Source organism: Microbacterium sp. NPDC078428, assembly GCF_044542535.1.
Lineage (GTDB): Bacteria > Actinomycetota > Actinomycetes > Actinomycetales > Microbacteriaceae > Microbacterium > Microbacterium limosum.
Genome location: NZ_JBITUP010000002.1, coordinates 347,168 through 364,681 on the forward strand (window position 1 = coordinate 347,168; position 17,514 = coordinate 364,681).

A 17,514-nucleotide genomic window follows, 5' to 3' on the forward strand; every position below is an offset into this window, starting at 1 on the left:
TCCAGACTAACCGCGCCGGGTGGCGCCGCCGCCCTCAGAGCTTGACGATCGGGGCGACCTTGATCAGCAGCTTCTTCTGCCCGGCGGCGTCGAAGCGCACGTGGGCGATGCGCTTGGCCCCCTCGCCCGTGACGGCGTCGACCCGCCCCTCGCCGAAGTCGTCGTGGCGGATGCGGTCGCCCGGGGCGAGTTCGAGGTCGCCGTTGTCGCGCACCTTCGCGGGAATGCGGTTGGGGAAGCGGTCGATCGAACTCGACTTCGGCACGAGGTCGTCGCCGAAGCGGCGCGACGCCGATCCCCCCTCGGGCAGGGAACGAGCACCCCAGTTCGACGACCCGCCACGGGCGCCGGGACGCCGCGCGTTGAGGGCGCGGGAGCCTCCCCCGCGCGAGTTCACGTCTCCCGGCGACTGGCGCCAGTCGATGAGCTCGGCGGGGATCTCCTGCAGGAAGCGGCTGGGCATCGCGACGGTGACCTCGCCGAACTGCGCGCGCGTCATGGCGAGCGAGAGGTGCAGCTTCTTGCGGGCCCGGGTGATGCCGACGTAGAAGAGGCGCCGCTCCTCCGCCGGACCCCCGGGTTCGTTCGCCGAGATCCGGTGCGGGATCAGGTCCTCCTCGACGCCGGTGACGAAGACCGCGTCGTACTCGAGCCCCTTCGCCGTGTGCATCGTCATGAGCGAGACGGAGCCGGAGGCATCCTCGAGGTCGTCTGCGTCGGAGACGAGGGCGACCTCTGTGAGGAAGTCGATGACGGTGCCGTCGGGGTTGTTCCGGGCGAACTCCTTCGTCACCGACACGAGCTCGTCGAGGTTCTCGAGGCGCGCCTCGTCCTGCGGATCGCGGCTCGCCCGCAGCGCGTCCATGTAGCCGCTCTTGTTCAGCAGCAGCGCGAGGCCGTCGGCCACGGAGGTGGAGGGGGCGATCTCGCCCGAGGGCGGCAGCATGAGGGCCGTGGCCTCGGCGAGGACGGCGTCGAGCTGGGTGATCGCCGCCTGGATCTTGGGGCCGACGCCCAGGGCCGAGGCGTTCGCGAGGGCGTCGCGGAAGCTGATGCCCTGCTCCGCGGCGTAGCGGGCGATGGCCGTCTCGGTCACGTCGCCGATGCCGCGACGGGGCTTGTTGAGGATGCGGCGCACCGCCATCTCGTCGGTGGGATTCGCCACGGCGATGAGGTACGCCATCGCATCCTTGATCTCGGCGCGCTCGTAGAACTTCGTGCCGCCCATGATCTTGTAGGGCAGCGCGGAGCGGATGAAGATCTCCTCCAGCGCGCGCGACTGCGAATTGGTGCGGTAGAACACGGCGACGTCGCCGTAGGCGAGCCCGCCGCGGTGCAGCGCCTCGATCTCGTCCGCGACGAACTGGGCTTCATCGTGCTGCGAGTAGCCGGTGAAGCCGACGATCGGGTCGCCCGCCCCCACGTCGGTCCACAGCTTCTTCTCCTTGCGGTCGAAGTTGTTGCTGATGACGGCGTTCGCCGCGCTCAGGATGTTCTGCGTGGAGCGGTAGTTCTGCTCGAGCAGCACGACCTTCGCGCCGGGGAAGTCGCGCTCGAACTCGCTGATGTTGCGGATGTCGGCGCCGCGGAAGGCGTAGATCGACTGGTCGGAGTCGCCCACGACGGTGAGGGATGCACCGGCCTCGGCCGCGCCCGCCGGCTGCGGTGCCGGCTCGAAGATCATCATGCCGCCGCCACCGTCGTAGGGAGCGGGCTCGTCGCCCTCTCCCGGCGGACGGGTGAGCTCGTGGATCAGGGCGTACTGCGCGTGGTTGGTGTCCTGGTACTCGTCGACGAGCACGTGGCGGAAACGACGACGGTAGACGTCGGCCACTTTCGGGAAGGCGCGGAAGAGATAGACCGTCTGCGCGATGAGGTCGTCGAAGTCGAAGGCGTTGGCCCGGGTGAGGGCGCGCTGGTAGTCGGCGAAGACCTCGACGAACACGCGCTCGGCCGGGTCGGACATGTTCGCCGTGCGGGCATACGACTCGGCATCCGCGAGCTCGTTCTTGAGCTTGGAGATCTTGCCCTGCACGGCGGCGGGCGTGAGCCCGTAGCGATCGGCCTCGTGCTCCTTGACGAGGCGCTTGACGAGGGCGCGCGAGTCTCCGGAGTCGTAGATCGTGAAGGAGGTCTTGAAGCCGAAGTTCTCGGCCTCGCGGCGGAGGATGCGCACGCACGCCGAGTGGAAGGTCGAGATCCACATCCCGCGGGCGGTGTCGCCGATGAGCGCGCCGACGCGCTCGCGCATCTCGGCCGCCGCCTTGTTCGTGAAGGTGATCGCGAGGATCTGACTGGGCCACGCCTCGCGCGTGCGCAGCAGCGATGCGATGCGCCGCGTCAACACGCTCGTCTTGCCCGAGCCGGCCCCCGCGACGATCAGCAGCGCCGGCCCACGGTACTCGACCGCCTCGCGCTGCTGCGGGTTCAGGCCCTCGAGGAGGTCGGCGTCGGGACGCGGCGACCCCGCGGCGGAATCGCCGTTCGAGGAGCCGACGATGAGGGGCGTGGAGGCGTCGGTCATGGCGTCTCAAGTGTAGGCGCGGCATCCGACACCGACACCGGCTGCCCGCGCGAGCGACGTTCGGGACGCGGCCGGAACGCGCCGCTAGCCTCGGCGCAACGCCTTCCCCGCGGCACGGATCCGCTCCAGCGCCCCGTCCAGCGCCTCGAGTCGCGCAGCCGCCTCGAGGCGTGCACCGTCCGCTAGGGCGTCGTAGGGCGCGACCGGCTCGACCGCGCGCGCGGCCCGGGCGCGTTCGCGCTCGACGCCGTCGGCGAAGAGCAGCAGATCGCGGTGGTCGCCGAGCAGGTCGTGCACCGACTCGCCCGCGGCCGCCAGCTCGGTCAGACGGTCGTCGGCCGGCTCGGATGCCGAGGCGATCGCCTCCGCGACGTAGCGCAGCCGCCGCGCGGCTTTGCGCACCGCGTGCAGGCGCTCGATCGTTCCGTCGAGGCTCTTCGCCGCGCGGCGCACACGCCGCGCCTGGTCGCGGAGGATCCGGCGCAGCACCGCCGATGCGGGGTCGTCGGCGCCGACGAGTGCCGGGCTCTCCACCACCTCCCGCAAGAGCGCGTCCGCCTCCGCGAGGCGCGACCCGGTCGCGAGCTCGCCCAGCCGGGCATGCAGGCGGCGGTACTCCGAGCGCTCGTCGTCGACGAGCCGGCGGCGGATGCCGGCATCCTCGATGCCTGCATCGTCGAGCGCGGCGGCGGCGGACGACGCGCGCACCTCGGCATCCCTGACCACCCCGAGCCGGCCGCCCCACTCGGCGAACAGCACGCGCAGGCGCGCCGCGGCGGCGGGATCCAGCGGGGGCGCGAAGGCGGCGAGCACGCTGCGCAGCCGTCGCACGGCGGTCCGGTGCCGGTGCACGCCGTCGTCCTCGTCGGCGAGCGCCGCGTCGCGGGTGTCCCGCACCGCGTCGGCGGCGGCGCGGAGGATCACCCGCACGACATCTCCCGTCTCGGGGGCCGCATCGTCGCTCACGGCCCCACCCTACGACCGCGTCGTGCCGCTCTCCCATGGCGGCCCGCGTCATGGCGGGACACGCGGGGAAACTCTGCGTAAACGGGGTCGACGAAGCGCGGGCGCCTGGATAGCGTCGAGACATCGCGGCGATCCGGGTGGTCCCGGGCACCGGTTCATACCCGGGCGCGCTGCGGGTTCGACTCCCGCCGTCGCGTCGACTACCGCTGCGAGGGTTCCCAGAGTCCGCGCGTCACCGCCGGCCGGCCCGGACGAGATGCTCGTACACGAGGCGCACGGCGACCGCGCCCTCGCCCACCGCGGAGGCGACTCGCTTCACCGAGCCGCTGCGCACGTCCCCGATCGCGAAGACGCCCGCGCTCGAGGTCCCGAACATCGAGGCGCCCTCCGGGCCGGCGCCGGTCAGCACGAATCCCCGCTCGTCGAGCGCGATCGCGCCGGTGAGCCATCGGGTGTGCGGCTCGGAGCCGATCAGCACGAAGAGGGCGCTCGCTGCGACCGGCCGGCGCTCGCCGGTCCTGAGGTCTTCGACGACCACCTCTTCGAGGCGCTGCTCGCCGCGCAGCTCGCGCACCTCGCAGTTGTTCCAGACCCGCACACGGGGGTCGGAGGTGATCCGCTCCGCGAGGTAGCGGGACATGTCCCGGGCGAGGTCGTCGTGGCGGATCACGAGGGTCACGTCCGCCGCGGTCCGGGCCAGGAACAGGGCGGCCTGTCCGGCGGAGTTGCCACCGCCGACGATGACGGCCGCGTCGCCGCGACAGAGACGCGCCTCGAACTCGGTGGCCGCGTAGTACACGTGCGCTCCCTCGAAGCGGTCCATGCCGGGCACGCCGAGCCGGCGGAACCGCACGCCCGTCGCGAGAACCACCGTGCTGGCGTCCACTCGGGCCCCGTCGGCCAGTCCCACCTGGAAGTGGCCGTCGATGCGCTGCAGGGACCGCGCCTCGCCGGGGATCATGAACGTGGCGCCGAACTTGCGGGCCTGGACCACCGCCCGGTCTGCGAGCTCTGCCCCGGAGATGCCCGCCGGGAAGCCGAGGTAGTTCTCTATCTGCGACGAGGTCGCCGCTTGACCGCCCGTCGCGATCGCGTCGAGCACGACCGTCGAGAGCCCCTCGGATGCCGCGGCGACCGCCGCGGCGAGACCGGCCGGTCCGGCGCCGACCACCACGATGTCCACCGCATCGCTCGGCGGCGCGGCATCCCGCAGGCCCAGGAGCGCGGCGAGTTCCGTGTTGCGGGGGTTGCGGAGGACCGTGTGTCCCTTCCAGATCACGATGGGGGTCTCGTCGGGTGAGACGCCCAGCGCCTGCAGCGTGCTTTCGGCCTCCGGATCCGTCTCGAGGTCCTCCCAGCGGTACGGGACACGATTGCGGCTGGCGAAGTCGCGCAGCCGGCGCGTGTCGGCCGAGTATCGCGAGCCGATGATCCGCAGGCCGATACCGAGGTCGGCGTGGATGCTGCGCCTCAGGATGAACGCCCGCAGGATCAGATCCCCGAGCGCCTGATCCTGGGCGACGGCCTCCTTGAGCCGGTCGTAGCGGATCTCCACGACGTCGACGTCGGTCTGGGCCACCGCCGTGACGTAGACGGCCTGCCCGGTCAGCATCGACAGATCGCCCACGAAGCGCCCCCGCCCGTGGACGGCGATCACCCGCGAGCCCCCGCTCGGCGGGTGATCCTGGGTCACCCGCACCAGCCCGTCGAGCACGACGAACAGGCCGCAGTCGCGGTCGCCCTCGCAGAACAGCGTGGCGCCCCTGGTCAGCCGCTTGCGTTCCCCGTAGCGGGAGAGCAGCATGATCTGCTCGTCGGCGAGCCGCGGATAGGCGCCGTGGACGTCGGGGGTCTCCGCGGGGTCGGAGGAGTCCGCATCAGACGAACTGCTCGTCGGCATAGCACCACCTCCAGCTCTCCCCCGGCTCGATCGAGCGCACGATGACGTGGCCCATCGTCGCGGCGTGCGCGCGCGCGTGGCGCATCGGCGAGGAGTCGCAGCAGACGATCTGACCGCAGGTGAGGCACTGCCGGAGGTGCACCCACGGCGTTCCCAGCCGCAGGCATTCCTCGCAGCCCGTGGCCCGCGGCGGTCCCACCGGCCGCACCAGCACGAGGTGCGCGTCCCGGACGAGCCGGCCGAAGTCCGCGTTCACTGCCGGCCCTCCCCCGTGGACGAGTCGTCCGAACGGTCGTGCTCCTTCTGTTCCTCGGGAAGGTGCTCGGTCAGCCACGCCCGCAGGGCACGGGCGGGCGCCGCGCCGATCTGCGTGTCGATCACGTTCCCGCGGTGCATCAGGATCAGCGTCGGGATCGCCTGCACGCCGAACCGGCGGCTCACCCCGGGCGCCTCGTCCGCGTTGACCTTCACGAGCTTCAGCTTCCCCGCGAGCTCCGTCGCCAGCTGCTCCAGGGCCGGGCTGACCATGCGGCACGGACCGCACCACGGCGCCCATACGTCCACGAGCACCGGGACGGTCGATGCATCCACGACCGCGCCGAAGTCCGCGTCGGACGTCTCGACCGTCCAGGGAAGCGGGTTCTTGCAGTTTCCGCAGCGGGGAGCCCCCTGGGCGACCGTCGGCACCCGGTTCTTCGTGCCGCAGTGCGGACATGCTACGACCGTCGTCGGGCCATTCGTCGTCGTGCTCATGCCGCCACCTCGTGCTCGTCGGGTCGCCTCATCGCGACGGTCAGCTCACCTTCGGCGAGGCCGACCACGATCGTGGCGTCCTCGGACACGTCGCCGCGAAGGAGCGCGCGCGCCACGCGTGTCTCCACCTCGCGGGAGATGAAGCGGCGCAGCGGGCGAGCACCGTACGCCGGGTCGAACCCCTCCTCCGCCATGAACCGCTGGGCCTGCGGCGTGACCTCGAGCGTGATCCGGTGCTCCGCGAGGCGCTCCCGCAGCTCGTCGAGCTGGAGGTCGACGATGCGCTCGATCTCCTCGAACGTCAACGGCTTGAACAGCACGATCTCGTCGATCCGATTGAGGAACTCGGGTCGGAAGTGGGATCGCAGCGAGCCCATCACCATCCCGCGGGCCTCCGGTTCCACCTCGCCGTCGGGCGTGACCCCGTCGAGCAGGTACTCCGACCCGAGGTTGGAGGTCATGATGATGACGCTGTTGCGGAAGTCGACCGTGCGGCCGTGCGAATCGGTGAGGCGCCCGTCGTCGAGCACCTGGAGCAGGATGTTGAAGACGTCGACGTGGGCCTTCTCGATCTCGTCGAGCAGGATCACCGAGTAGTGCTTGCGCCGGACGGCCTCGGTCAGCTGGCCGCCTTCCTCGAATCCCACGTATCCGGGCGGGGCCCCCACGAGACGGCTCACGGTGTGCCGCTCCTGATACTCGCTCATATCGATGCGGATGATGTTCTCCTCGCTGTCGAAGAGGGCTTCCGCGAGCGCCTTCGCCAGTTCCGTCTTCCCGACGCCCGTCGGGCCGAGGAAGATGAACGAGCCGATCGGGCGGCTCGGGTTCTTGATGCCGGAGCGCGCCCGCACGACGGCGTCGGCGACCAGCTGCACGGCCTCGTCCTGGCCGATCACCCGCTCGTGGAGCACCTCGTCGAGCCGGAGGATCTTCGCCCGCTCGCCCTCCTGAAGGCGACTCACCGGGATGCCGGTCCACCGAGCCACGACCGAGGCGATCTCGTCGGCCGTGACGACCTCTCGCAGCAGACGCCTCTCGCCCTGCTTGACCTCGAGACGTTCCTCGCTCGCCCGGAGCCGGCGTTCCAGATCCGGCAGCTTGCCGTGGCGCAGGCTCGCCGCCCTGTTCAGGTCGTACTCCCGCTCGGCCCGTTCGCTCTCGATGCGCACCTGCTCGATCTCCCGCCGCAGCGCCTGCACCTCGCGAAGCGCCTGGCGCTCCGCCTCCCACTGGGCGCGCATGGCATCCGCCTCCGCCCGGAGGTCGGCCAGTTCCCTGCGCAGCTCCTCGAGCCGCCGCTGGCTGGCCGGGTCGGTCTCCTGCGCCACCGCCGCCTCCTCGATCTCCAAGCGGGTCACCCGGCGGGTGAGCTCGTCCAGCTCGGCCGGCATCGAGTCGATCTCGGTGCGCAGCATCGCGCAGGCCTCGTCGACCAGGTCGATGGCCTTGTCGGGGAGGAATCGCTCGGAGATGTAACGGTGGCTCAGGCTGACCGCGGCCACCAGCGCGCCGTCCTGGATCTTGACGCCGTGGAAGACCTCGAACCGTTCGCGCAGACCTCGGAGGATCGACAGGGCGTCCTCGATGCTCGGTTCGTCGACGACGACGGGCTGGAACCGGCGCTCGAGGGCGGCATCCTTCTCGATGTGGGTGCGGTACTCGTCGAGCGTCGTGGCCCCGATCATGTGCAGCTCGCCCCGCGCCAGCATGGGCTTGAGCATCTGGCCCGCATCCATCGCCCCTTCGGTCGCGCCGGCACCGACGACGGTGTGCAGCTCGTCGACGAACAGCAGGATGCTCCCCTGGGCGGCCAGCACCTCGTTGAGCACCGCCTTCAACCGCTCCTCGAACTCGCCCCGGTATTTCGCGCCGGCCACGAGGGCGGCCATGTCCAGCGCGAACACCGTCTTCCCGCGCAGCCCCTCGGGCACGTCGCCGTGGTGGATCCGCTGAGCCAGCCCCTCGACGATCGCCGTCTTCCCGACACCGGGCTCGCCGATCAGCACGGGGTTGTTCTTGCTCTTGCGGGACAGGATCTGGATCGTCCGACGGATCTCCGCGTCGCGGCCGATCACCGGCTCCAGCCGCCCCGCGGCCGCATCGGCGACGAGGTCGCGACCGTACTTGGCGAGGGCTTCGTAGGTCCCCTCCGGGGTCGCGGACGTCACCCGCTGGGATCCCCTCACCGCGGTCAGCGCCTTCAGGAACGAGTCCCGTGTCACGCCGTGCTGCGCCAGTATCCGACCGGCTGCCGAGCCGGATCCCTCGTCGATGAGCGCGACGACCAGGTGCTCCACGGAGACGTAGTCGTCCTTGAGCCTCCGGGCCTCCTGATCGGCGGCGTCGAGGAGACGGTTGAACCTCTGGGTGACGTACACCTTCCCCGGCTCGACACCGGACCCCGTGACGCGCGGGCGCTTCTCGAGCTCGGCCGCCAGGTCCTCCCTCAGCCGCTCCGCATCGGCGCCCGACCGCGTCAGCAGCGGCAGCACCAGCCCCTCGCTCTGCTCGAGCAGCGCCAGCAGCAGGTGCTCGCCGTCGACCTCCTGATGCCCGAAGCGCAGCGCCTTGGTCTGCGCGTCGTGCAATGCCTCCTGCGATTTCTGGGTGAGTCTGTTCAGGTCCATCGAAGTCCCCTCTCTGCGCGCGAACGCCGTTGCGATCTCTCGAGCTCGGAGATCCGATCGAGCAGGTCCATCACGAGTCCGATCGATGCGTACGTGAGGTTCAGCCGCATGTGCAGCCGCTGGATCGTCGCCATCTCGCGAACCTGCGAGGGGTCGAACCACAGGTCGCCCTCGGCGTCCCGGGTGATCTCGAGGAGTCCGAGCGCGACCAGTCGGCGGACCAGGTCCGGATGCACGCCGGTGATCCGGGCGTAGCTGTCCAGGCTCAGGCGGTAGGGGCGGGCCAGGGGCCACCGTGTTCCCGTGGTCGTGTCGATCATGACGCCCTCCTCGGGTCGAAGGTCGATGCCTTGGCGAGCTGCTCGAACAGCTCCCGTTCCCGCGCTGTCGGCGACGTGGGCGTCTTGATCTGGACTTCGGCGTACAGGTCGCCCGGCCTGCCCCGCTGATTGGGCAGCCCGCGGGCCTTCAGCCGCAGCCGCCGGTGACTGGCGGTGCCCGCCGGGACCTTGAGGGTGGCGGGGCCGCCGGGAGTCTCGATGGGCACCGACGAACCGAGCGCCGCCTCCCACGGCGCGACGGGCAGCAGCACGTGCAGGTCCCGACCGTCCGGCCGGTAACGGGGATGCGGTGCGATGCGGACGATGAGATAGAGATCTCCCGGCGCGCCGCCGCCGGAGCCCTGACCTCCCTGGGCGCGCAACCGGATCCGCTGCCCGTCCACGACTCCGGGGGGAATGGTGACGTCGATGGTGCGCGCGCCGCCGGCGTCGCTGATCGACAGGGTGCGCTGGGTCCCGCTGTACGCCTCCTCGACGGTCACCTCCACCTCCGTCTCCTGGTCGGCGCCGGAGACCGGCCCCCATCCGCCCCGCCCGCGCCCGCGTGCACCGAATATCCCGCCGAGCAGGTTCTCCAGGTCCACCTCGCCGCCGAAGCCGGAGTACTGGAAATCCCCCGACGGCCCGGCGCCGCCCCAGCCGCCGAACCCCCCGCCACCCGCCCCGGCGTGCGCATGGGCGCGCGCCCGGCGGTAGGCGTCGGGATCCACGTCGGCACCGACGCGTCGGAAGTCCGGGCCGAACGCGTCGTACCGCTTGCGCTGGTCGGGGTCGGAGAGCACGTCGTAGGCCTCGGAGAGCTCCTTGAACTCGTCCTCCGCGCCGGGGTCCTTGTTGATGTCGGGGTGGAGCTTGCGGGCGAGCCTGCGGTAGGCCCGCTGTATCTCCGACTGGTCGGCATCGCGGGAGACGCCGAGGACCTCGTAGGCGTCTCGGGCCATCACTCGCTCCTGGTCGCGACGATCACGGTCGCCGGCCGGAGGACCTCGCTGTCGGGCCCGTAGCCGGGCCGCACCACGTGCGCGATCGTCCCGGGAACGAGGTCCGCATCGGCGATCGTGCCGACGGCTTCGTGGTGGGCGGGGTTGAAGGGCTTGCCGGTCTCGTCGTCGCGCCGGGGATAGCCCAAGTCGGTGAGGACGGCGACTGCCTGCTGATGCACGGCACGCACCCCCTCGACGATCTGATCGGAGTCGGACACCGCATGCTCGAGGGCGCGCTCGAGGTTGTCGAGGACGGGCAGCCAGCGGGACGCCACCGACGCCCGCTCCTGCTCGCGGGCACGGACGATATCCCTCGCGCACCGCTTCCGGAAGTTGTCCAGCTCTGCGGCGGTACGGCGCCACAGGTCCTCGAGTTCCGCGACCTGCTTCGCGGTGTCGGTCTCGCCCTCCGCCGCGCCCTCACCGTCGAGCTCGCGCTCGGGCATCTCCTGTCCGGACATGATGACGCTCAGTGTGCGGTGAACTCGGCGTCGATCACATCGTCCGCGTCGTCGCCGGATCCCGCCTGGCCGGATCCGGCCGATGCGTCGGCCCCGGGACGAGCCTGGCTCCGGACGGACGCGCTCAGGGCCTGAGCCATCTGGTGCAGCTCGCCCGTGAGCGAGCGCAGGCGGTCGATCGGCGTCTGCTCGTCGAGCGCGGCACGAGCCTCACCGATCAGCATCTCCGCCCGGGCGCGGTCGTGAGGGGGAACCTCGTCGCCGGCCTCCGTGAGCTCCCGCTGCACCCGGTAGGCGACCGAGTCGAGCTCGTTGCGGGCGTCGACGAACTCACGGAGCTGGGCGTCCTCGCTGCGGTGCGCCTCGGCGTCCGAGAGCATCCGGTCGATGTCCTCGGGTGTCAGGGTGGAGGTCTCGCTGATGGTGACCTGTTGCTCGGCACCGGTGTCCTTGTCCTTCGCAGACACGTGCAGGATGCCGTTGGCGTCGATGTCGAAGGTGACCTCGATCTGGGGCTCGCCCCGAGGCGCCGGCCGGATGTCCTCGAGCCGGAAGCGTGCGAGAGCCCGGTTGTCGCTCGCGCGCTCCCTCTCCCCCTGGAGGACCACGACGTCGACGGCCTGCTGATTGTCCTCGGCGGTACTGAAGACCTCGGTGCGTCGCGCCGGGATCGTGGTGTTGCGCTCGATCACCTTGGTCATCACCCCACCCTGCGTCTCCAGCCCCAGCGAGAGCGGCGTGACGTCGAGGAGCAGGACGTCCTTCACCTCGCCCTTGATGATGGCCGCCTGGACGGCCGCGCCGAGCGCGACCACCTCGTCCGGGTTGACGGTCATGTTGGGGTCCTTGCCGCCGGTCATCCGGCGAACCAGCGCCTGCACCGCCGGGATGCGCGTGGAGCCGCCGACGAGGATGACCTCATCGATGTCATCCGCGGTGAGCTTCGCGTCCGCCAGCGCCTGCTTCACGGGATCCATGCAGCGTTCGACGAGATCCGCCGTGAGCTGCTCGAACGTCGAGCGCATGAGGTTGACGTTGAGATGCTTCGGACCCGACGCGTCCGCCGTCACGAACGGGAGGTTCACCGCGGTCTGGGTGACGGCCGACAGGTCGACCTTCGCCTTCTCCGCCGCCTCGAACAGGCGCTGCAGGGCTTGCGGGTCCTGGCGCAGGTCGATGCCGACCTCCTTCTTGAACTCGTCCGCGAGGTAGTCCACGATGCGCCGGTCGAAGTCGTCGCCTCCCAGGTGCGTGTCTCCCGCGGTCGACCGGACCTCGACGACGCCCTCACCGACCGTGAGGAGGCTGACGTCGAAGGTCCCGCCCCCGAGATCGAAGACGAGGATGGTCTCGTTCTCGAGCTTCTCCATCCCGTAGGCGAGGGCTGCAGCGGTGGGCTCGTTGATGATGCGGAGCACCTCGATGCCGGCGATCTTCCCCGCATCCTTCGTGGCCTGCCGCTGGGCGTCGTTGAAGTGGGCGGGAACCGTGATCACCGCTTCGGTGACCCGCTCGCCCAGCGCCTTGCCCGCATCGTCCACCAGCTTGCGCAGCACCTGCGCCGAGATCTCCTCCGGCGCGTAGAGCTTGCCGTGGACCGAGAACCTGACTGCGCCGTCGGGTCCGGCCACGACGTCGTACGAGACGGTGTGGATCTCGCTCTGGACCTCGTCGAACTTGCGTCCGATGAAGCGTTTGGCCGAGTAGATCGTGCCCGTGGGGTTCATGATCGCCTGGCGCCGCGCCATCTGCCCCACGAGTCGTTCACCGCTTTCGAGGAATGCGACCACCGAGGGGGTGGTCCTGCTTCCCTCGGCATTGGGGATGACCTGTGGCGCTCCGCCCTCCATCGCCCCGATCACCGAATTCGTCGTTCCCAGGTCGATACCCACACTCCGGCCCATGACACGCTCCTCTCGCTCGATACCCCTCCCATGCTTTCGCCGGGCGCCTTTCGCGGCATCCCGTAAACGCGTTATCGCGGGCACCGGTACGCCGGCGACCGGACGCCGGCGTCAGTCGGCCGGCGAGCCGTGGCGGAATGAGAGGACGGCGAGTTCGGTCCGCGAGTGGATGCCGAGCTTCTGGTAGATGTGCTTGAGATGCGCGTCCACGGTGTGGGGCGAGACGATCAGCTCCTCGGCCGTCGCGCGGTTCGTCATCCCCGCGCCGACGAGCCCGGCGATCCGAACCTCGGCGCCGGTGAGCGACCGCCACGGGTCGGCTCCGTGCGCCTGACCGATCAGGGTCCCACGACCACCGGCGCCCGACGTGGATTCCGGGTGGTCGGGTGGGGTCACCCCGTGGGGGTTGTAGAGCACGGTGCCATCGAGCAGGACCCTCGAGTGGGCCTTCAGTACCTCCGCGAGCACGTGCACCCCGATGCGCCGCATGTCGTACAGACAGAGGAAGACGGCGGGCAGCTCGGCGAGGATGCGGACGACCGCGGCCTCATAGCGGGCGAACTCCGTCGTCCCGGGGTCGTGGGAGGCGCAGGCGGACATCTGGCCGGCCGCGCGCAGCAGGGGCAGGGCGCCGTCCGCGGATGACCCGGGGTCGGAGGCGAGGCGCGAGATCCTCTGCCGGGGGGCGGGTTCCCCGGCCCGGAGGTAGGCGTCGGGCGCCGAGTACACCGCGAGGCTGCCGGGGCGGCGCGTGTCGCCGACGCCGTCCGGCCCGAAGGCTCCCCGCCGTAGGCGCGCCGGCTCGAGTTCATCGATGAAGCAGACGCACTGGTCGCCGTGCCGGAGCCCCTCCTGCACGAACTGCGCCAGGAGGCGGTCCCTCTCGACCGGCCCCGAGAACAGGGCGCAGACGTGCATTCCCGGATAGATCTCGCCCACCCCGGGGATACCCATGAGCAGGTCGGTCATGAGGAGCACCTCGAGTGCGGCTCCATGACACCGACCCTATGCGCGGCACGGGTCCCGGTCTAGGCCCGCTCCTCCGCGAGCCGCGTGCGGCGCTCCTCTTCGCGCTTCGAATACGCCGCTGCACGGATCGCCTCGTCTGACGCCAGACCCGTGCCGAGTGCACCGCCGAGCGTCGCCGCCGACGCGACGAACCAGGTGAGCACGAACAGATCGCCGTACTCGGCCGAGGTGCCGAGCGAATCGCCCATCACGGCCGGATCGAGGACGAAGAGGGCCCAGGCGAGGTTCACGGTGTACAGGGCCGCGTAGCAGATGACGACGCCGATCGTCAGCGTCAGCAGCGTCGAGGTGTTGTACAGGCGGGACCTCTCCCGCGCCTCGGGCGAATCATCGTCCGGGTGGTCCCACAGCTCGCCGTCGATCACGATCCAGCCGATGACGATCGCGATGGAGGCGATGGTCGCCGCCCCGAGTCGCCATCCCGACAGGGATGCCGCGAGCAGCCAGACCGTGGGCTCGATCGTCGCCACCGCGCCGGTGGCCAGGGCCGCGACGAGCGCCGACTTGAGCCCCGTCGCAAGCAGCCATGGACGATTGGCGATGACCATTCCCAGGAGCACCCGCCCGCGGGCACTGAGCCCGGGCAGGGGCAGCCGCTGCTCTTCGGGCGAGGTCGGCTCGGACATGCCGCTGACCAGTCCTCGCACCGCGTTTCGCGCGCGAGCTCGTACCCGGAACCCGCCGAGGGCAGGGAGGGAGAGCACGGCCGCGTGATGCTGGGTGTCGATCGCGGCCAGCAGGTAGCGGCCGCCGACGTCGCGCAGCGGAAGCTCAGTGACACCGATGACGAGGTCCCATCCGTTGCGATCGGCATGCGCGCGCAGCCGCGCCAACGCGACGTCGACGTCCTCGGACCCCAGGGTGAACGGCTCGCTCACCACCTCGATGTCCCAGCCGGCCGCATCGGCTCCGTCGGGCGGGACGAGATCGGTCATACGGCGCGCGAGGGCGGTGGGCGAGGCCGGGTCGGCGACGAGCCCGACGCGGATCGGCTCCATCCCCGAAACGTACACCCGGCGTCGACGCCGGTGGGGTGCGCGGCCGAGCGAGCCGCCGAGAGCCCTCGGCCGTCAGGGCAGGAACTGCGCCATCCACGCGAAGGAGGGCTCCGCGACCACGGGCGCGCGGACGGGGGCGGGGGCGGAGAGGACCCCCACCCCGCTCGGCAGCGTCGCGGGGGCGAGCGGTTCGATCCGGCCGCGCGGGGTGTGGCGCGGACCCGCGAGCACCCACCGACCGTCCACCCGGGCGAGCGCGAGCGGAAGCCCTTCCGACGTCGCGACGCCTCCGCCCATCCCCCGCGACGACAGCAGCGCGGCGAGGGTGAGCTGCAGCTCCGCCTCCGACGCCTCGCGCGAGCGCAGCACCGCGCGCGGCGCCCTCAGGTCACGGCGGCTCGCGTCGCGCAGCAGCGCCCTCACGTTCGCCGTCATCGCCCGCACCGCGGCGGCCGGATCGACGTGGCGCTCCGACAGCGCCGTCGCGACGGGCGTGAGGGACGGGTCCGGTTCGATCAGCGGCAGGATGCGCTCGCGCACCGCCGCGCGCTCCCCCTCGAACAGCCGGCGCACGCCGCGGGGGTGGGAGAGCACCGAGCGGCGGTCGGGAAGACCCGCGAGCAGCGTCGTCGCCTCCTCGAGCGGGCTCGGCGCGGCGGAGACCTCGGGGAGCTCGGCCGTCACGCTCCCATAGGCGACGTCGCCGTCTCGCGTGTACAGGAAGACGTCTGCCGCGACCCGCCCCTCCGACCTCGGCACCACGGCGACATCGATCGGTCCCCGCGCCGGACGCGCGGTCGACAGGGCGTGACCCGCGCTCGTCGCGCTCCACGCCGTCACCCGGGCGTGCGGCGCGGCCGTCCGGTACGCCAGCTGCAGGTCGACGAGCGACTCGATCCGGATCTCCGCGCGGGAGGAGACGATCTCGGCGAACCCTTCGGCGCTCACGTCGACGCCGCGGGGCCGGGCGCCGATCCCGTCCGGCGAGGCGAACCCCGCCGCGCGGGCGCGACGCCAGAGCTCGGGCATGCGCTCGCGGTGATGCTGGGGCTCCAGCATCCGCTCCAGTATCCAGAGCAGCCGGCCCGACCCGCGCTCGGGATGCGGCGAGAGCTGCCACCACGTCAGTCGGCGCGCGAGATCGCCGGCCACCGCCGGGGCCCATGTCGCGGCGTCCGCGTAGCCGAGGGCGGCGACCCAGGCGAGGTACCGGGGCATGTCCTCGGCCGCCCGCCGGAACTCGGCGAGCGACACCCCCGGCGGCGGGCTCTCCCGCGCCCGGGCGGGATCGCGCAGCGCGATCTGCGCGGCGGCCATGCAGAGGCGGGCGCCGAACCAGCCCTCGGCCCGGGCGAGGACGGCGGGCGGCCACCCCGCCAGCAGCCTGCCGACGTGCTCGGCGTACACGCGCTCGGCGACGGGGCGCTCGCGAAGCGCCCGCGCCGTCGTCGCGACGGTCTGCACGATCAACTCCTCGGCCTCGCCGGCGGTAGCCGGAAGGGGAAGCTCGGCGAGCGCGCGCCGCAGATCGCCCGCGGACGCGACATCGATCATCAGGCGGGAGGTGAGCACGCCGATCTCCGTCGGCGCGAGCCGCCCGTCCACCTCCGACGCGAAGCCGCGCGCGATCAGCGCATCGACGACGGCGTCGAGGTCGACGCCCGAGCGGTTCTGGGCGAACGCGAGCGTCTGCTCGAACCACGCGCGGACGCTCGCGCGGTCCATGACCGAGCCGATCAGCATCTCCGCGAGGACAGCGTCCCCGACGCCCGTCGCGAGGCGGCTGCGCGCCGTGTACCCGTCCGAGAGCTTCGCCGCCCACGCGGCTTCGTCGCCGCGCGGCACGAGCAGGAACCCGAACCCCTCGTCTTCGTAGCCCGCGCGCCCCGCGCGTCCGAACATCTGCTGGGCCTGGCTCACCTCCAGCGGCGTCATGCCGAGCTCGAGATCACGGATGACGACGAACTTGGCCGGCGTGTTCACGCCCGTCGACAGTCCCGACGTGGCCACCAGCACGCGAAGCCGGCGCGAGCGGAAGGCGTCGAGGGCGCGACGCGCGCCCGGCGCATCGCGGAAGTGGACGCCGACGCCCCGGCGGAAGCACGCCTCGACGACCACCGAGGGGTCGATACCGCGGAAGGGCACCCCCGCCACCAGGGCGGCCGTGCGCAGCACGGCGGCCCTGCTGCCGCAGAACACGACGGCGCTGGATGCCGACGGTTCGTCCCCCGCGGCCGGTGACGCCGCACCGGGGCCGCCCACGATCCTGCGCAGGAGCGGCACGACGACATCGTCCTTCGCGACCTCGTGGTCCTCCCGCCGGCCTTTCGCGGGAGGGTCGAACGGCACGAGCCGAGTCGTGAGCGCGGTCGGCCGCCACGCCGATGACACGAGGTCCGCTCCGAGCCACTCCGCGAGCTCGCCCGCATTCGTCACGGTCGCGGACAGGGCGACGATCCGGGCCCCTCCCTCGGCGGCGCGCAGGCGCGCGATGAGCGATTCCAGCGTCGCGCCGCGGCCGGGGTCGCCCACGAGGTGCACCTCGTCGACGACGAGGCATCCGATCCGCCCGATGGCCTCCCGCAGGGACGCCCGCCGGTAGAGCGCCTCGAACTTCTCGGTGGTGGCGACCCACAGCTGCGCCCGCGAGACCGCCTCGCTCGACATGTTCGTCTCGCCGGTGAGCTCGATCGTCGTGATGCCGAGCGCGCTCCACCGCCGGGCGATCTCCGCGACCTCCGCGGCGAGCGCGCGGGCCGGCAGCAGCCACACCGCGGGCCTGCCCTCGTCCACGATCGATCGCAGCGCGGCGATCTCGCCGATGAGCGACTTGCCCGAGCTGGTCGGCGAGACGATCATGACGTGCCCGTCCGTCGACAGCACCAGGGGAACCGCGCGGGACTGCAGAGGATTCAGCCGGTCGAAGCCTTCGAGGTATTGCCGCAACGGGCCGGGGATGAGCGAGGATGCCGGTGTCCACTCTCCCTGCCCCGGCACGACGTCGACCGCATCGTGCGAACTCACG

General features: G+C 71.6%; 13 protein-coding genes and 1 tRNA gene. 1 reads left to right on the plus strand and 13 read right to left on the minus strand.

Annotated elements, in window-relative coordinates:
* Positions 1-34: 34 nt before the first annotated feature.
* Positions 35-2,524 (minus strand): ATP-dependent helicase, encoded by a 2,490-nt coding sequence (locus ACIGCK_RS05855; RefSeq protein WP_396664551.1) that lies wholly within the window; start codon positions 2,522-2,524, stop codon positions 35-37.
* A gap of 84 nt (positions 2,525-2,608) precedes the next feature.
* The gene (locus tag ACIGCK_RS05860; protein WP_396664553.1) at positions 2,609-3,490 is read right to left on the minus strand and encodes a CHAD domain-containing protein; all 882 of its coding nucleotides are present in this window, start codon (positions 3,488-3,490) and stop codon (positions 2,609-2,611) included.
* Between the two features lie 124 nt (positions 3,491-3,614).
* Here ACIGCK_RS05860 and ACIGCK_RS05865 point away from each other — a divergent pair.
* Positions 3,615-3,687 (plus strand) — tRNA-Met (locus ACIGCK_RS05865).
* A 35-nt stretch (positions 3,688-3,722) separates the two neighbouring features.
* On the opposite strand, the gene ACIGCK_RS05870 is transcribed toward ACIGCK_RS05865, so the two are convergent.
* From ACIGCK_RS05870 to ACIGCK_RS05920, 11 genes are all read right to left on the minus strand, one after another.
* Complete coding sequence (locus ACIGCK_RS05870) at positions 3,723-5,390, minus strand: FAD-dependent oxidoreductase (protein ID WP_396664555.1); 1,668 nt, start codon at positions 5,388-5,390, stop codon at positions 3,723-3,725.
* Entirely contained in the window at positions 5,368-5,646 is a 279-nt protein-coding gene (locus tag ACIGCK_RS05875) for a UBP-type zinc finger domain-containing protein (protein ID WP_396664556.1), read from the minus strand. Before ACIGCK_RS05875 ends, ACIGCK_RS05870 begins: the two co-directional genes overlap by 23 nt.
* Entirely contained in the window at positions 5,643-6,143 is a 501-nt protein-coding gene (gene trxA, locus ACIGCK_RS05880) for a thioredoxin (RefSeq protein WP_396664558.1), read from the minus strand. Before trxA ends, ACIGCK_RS05875 begins: the two co-directional genes overlap by 4 nt.
* Positions 6,140-8,773: an ATP-dependent chaperone ClpB gene (gene clpB, locus ACIGCK_RS05885; protein WP_396664559.1), complete on the minus strand. Its 2,634-nt coding sequence runs from the start codon at positions 8,771-8,773 to the stop codon at positions 6,140-6,142. Before clpB ends, trxA begins: the two co-directional genes overlap by 4 nt.
* Positions 8,764-9,093, minus strand: a complete 330-nt coding sequence (locus tag ACIGCK_RS05890) for a chaperone modulator CbpM (protein WP_396664561.1) — start codon at positions 9,091-9,093, stop codon at positions 8,764-8,766. Before ACIGCK_RS05890 ends, clpB begins: the two co-directional genes overlap by 10 nt.
* The gene (locus ACIGCK_RS05895) at positions 9,090-10,055 is read right to left on the minus strand and encodes a DnaJ C-terminal domain-containing protein (protein WP_396664563.1); all 966 of its coding nucleotides are present in this window, start codon (positions 10,053-10,055) and stop codon (positions 9,090-9,092) included. The genes ACIGCK_RS05890 and ACIGCK_RS05895 overlap by 4 nt, the downstream gene beginning before the upstream one ends.
* Positions 10,055-10,558, minus strand: a complete 504-nt coding sequence (locus ACIGCK_RS05900) for a nucleotide exchange factor GrpE (RefSeq protein ID WP_396664565.1) — start codon at positions 10,556-10,558, stop codon at positions 10,055-10,057. The genes ACIGCK_RS05895 and ACIGCK_RS05900 overlap by 1 nt, the downstream gene beginning before the upstream one ends.
* An 8-nt stretch (positions 10,559-10,566) precedes the next feature.
* A complete protein-coding gene (gene dnaK, locus ACIGCK_RS05905; RefSeq protein ID WP_396664567.1) occupies positions 10,567-12,462 on the minus strand; it encodes a molecular chaperone DnaK in 1,896 nt (631 codons plus the stop codon).
* A gap of 111 nt (positions 12,463-12,573) precedes the next feature.
* Positions 12,574-13,431 carry an MEDS domain-containing protein gene (locus tag ACIGCK_RS05910; protein ID WP_396664569.1) on the minus strand — a complete coding sequence of 286 codons (858 nt, stop codon included), beginning with the start codon at positions 13,429-13,431 and terminating at the stop codon, positions 12,574-12,576.
* Between the two features lie 59 nt (positions 13,432-13,490).
* The gene (locus ACIGCK_RS05915) at positions 13,491-14,489 is read right to left on the minus strand and encodes a hypothetical protein (RefSeq protein ID WP_396664571.1); all 999 of its coding nucleotides are present in this window, start codon (positions 14,487-14,489) and stop codon (positions 13,491-13,493) included.
* Positions 14,490-14,561: 72 nt separating this feature from the next.
* Entirely contained in the window at positions 14,562-17,513 is a 2,952-nt protein-coding gene (locus ACIGCK_RS05920) for a DEAD/DEAH box helicase (RefSeq protein ID WP_396664573.1), read from the minus strand.
* Position 17,514 lies beyond the last annotated feature (1 nt).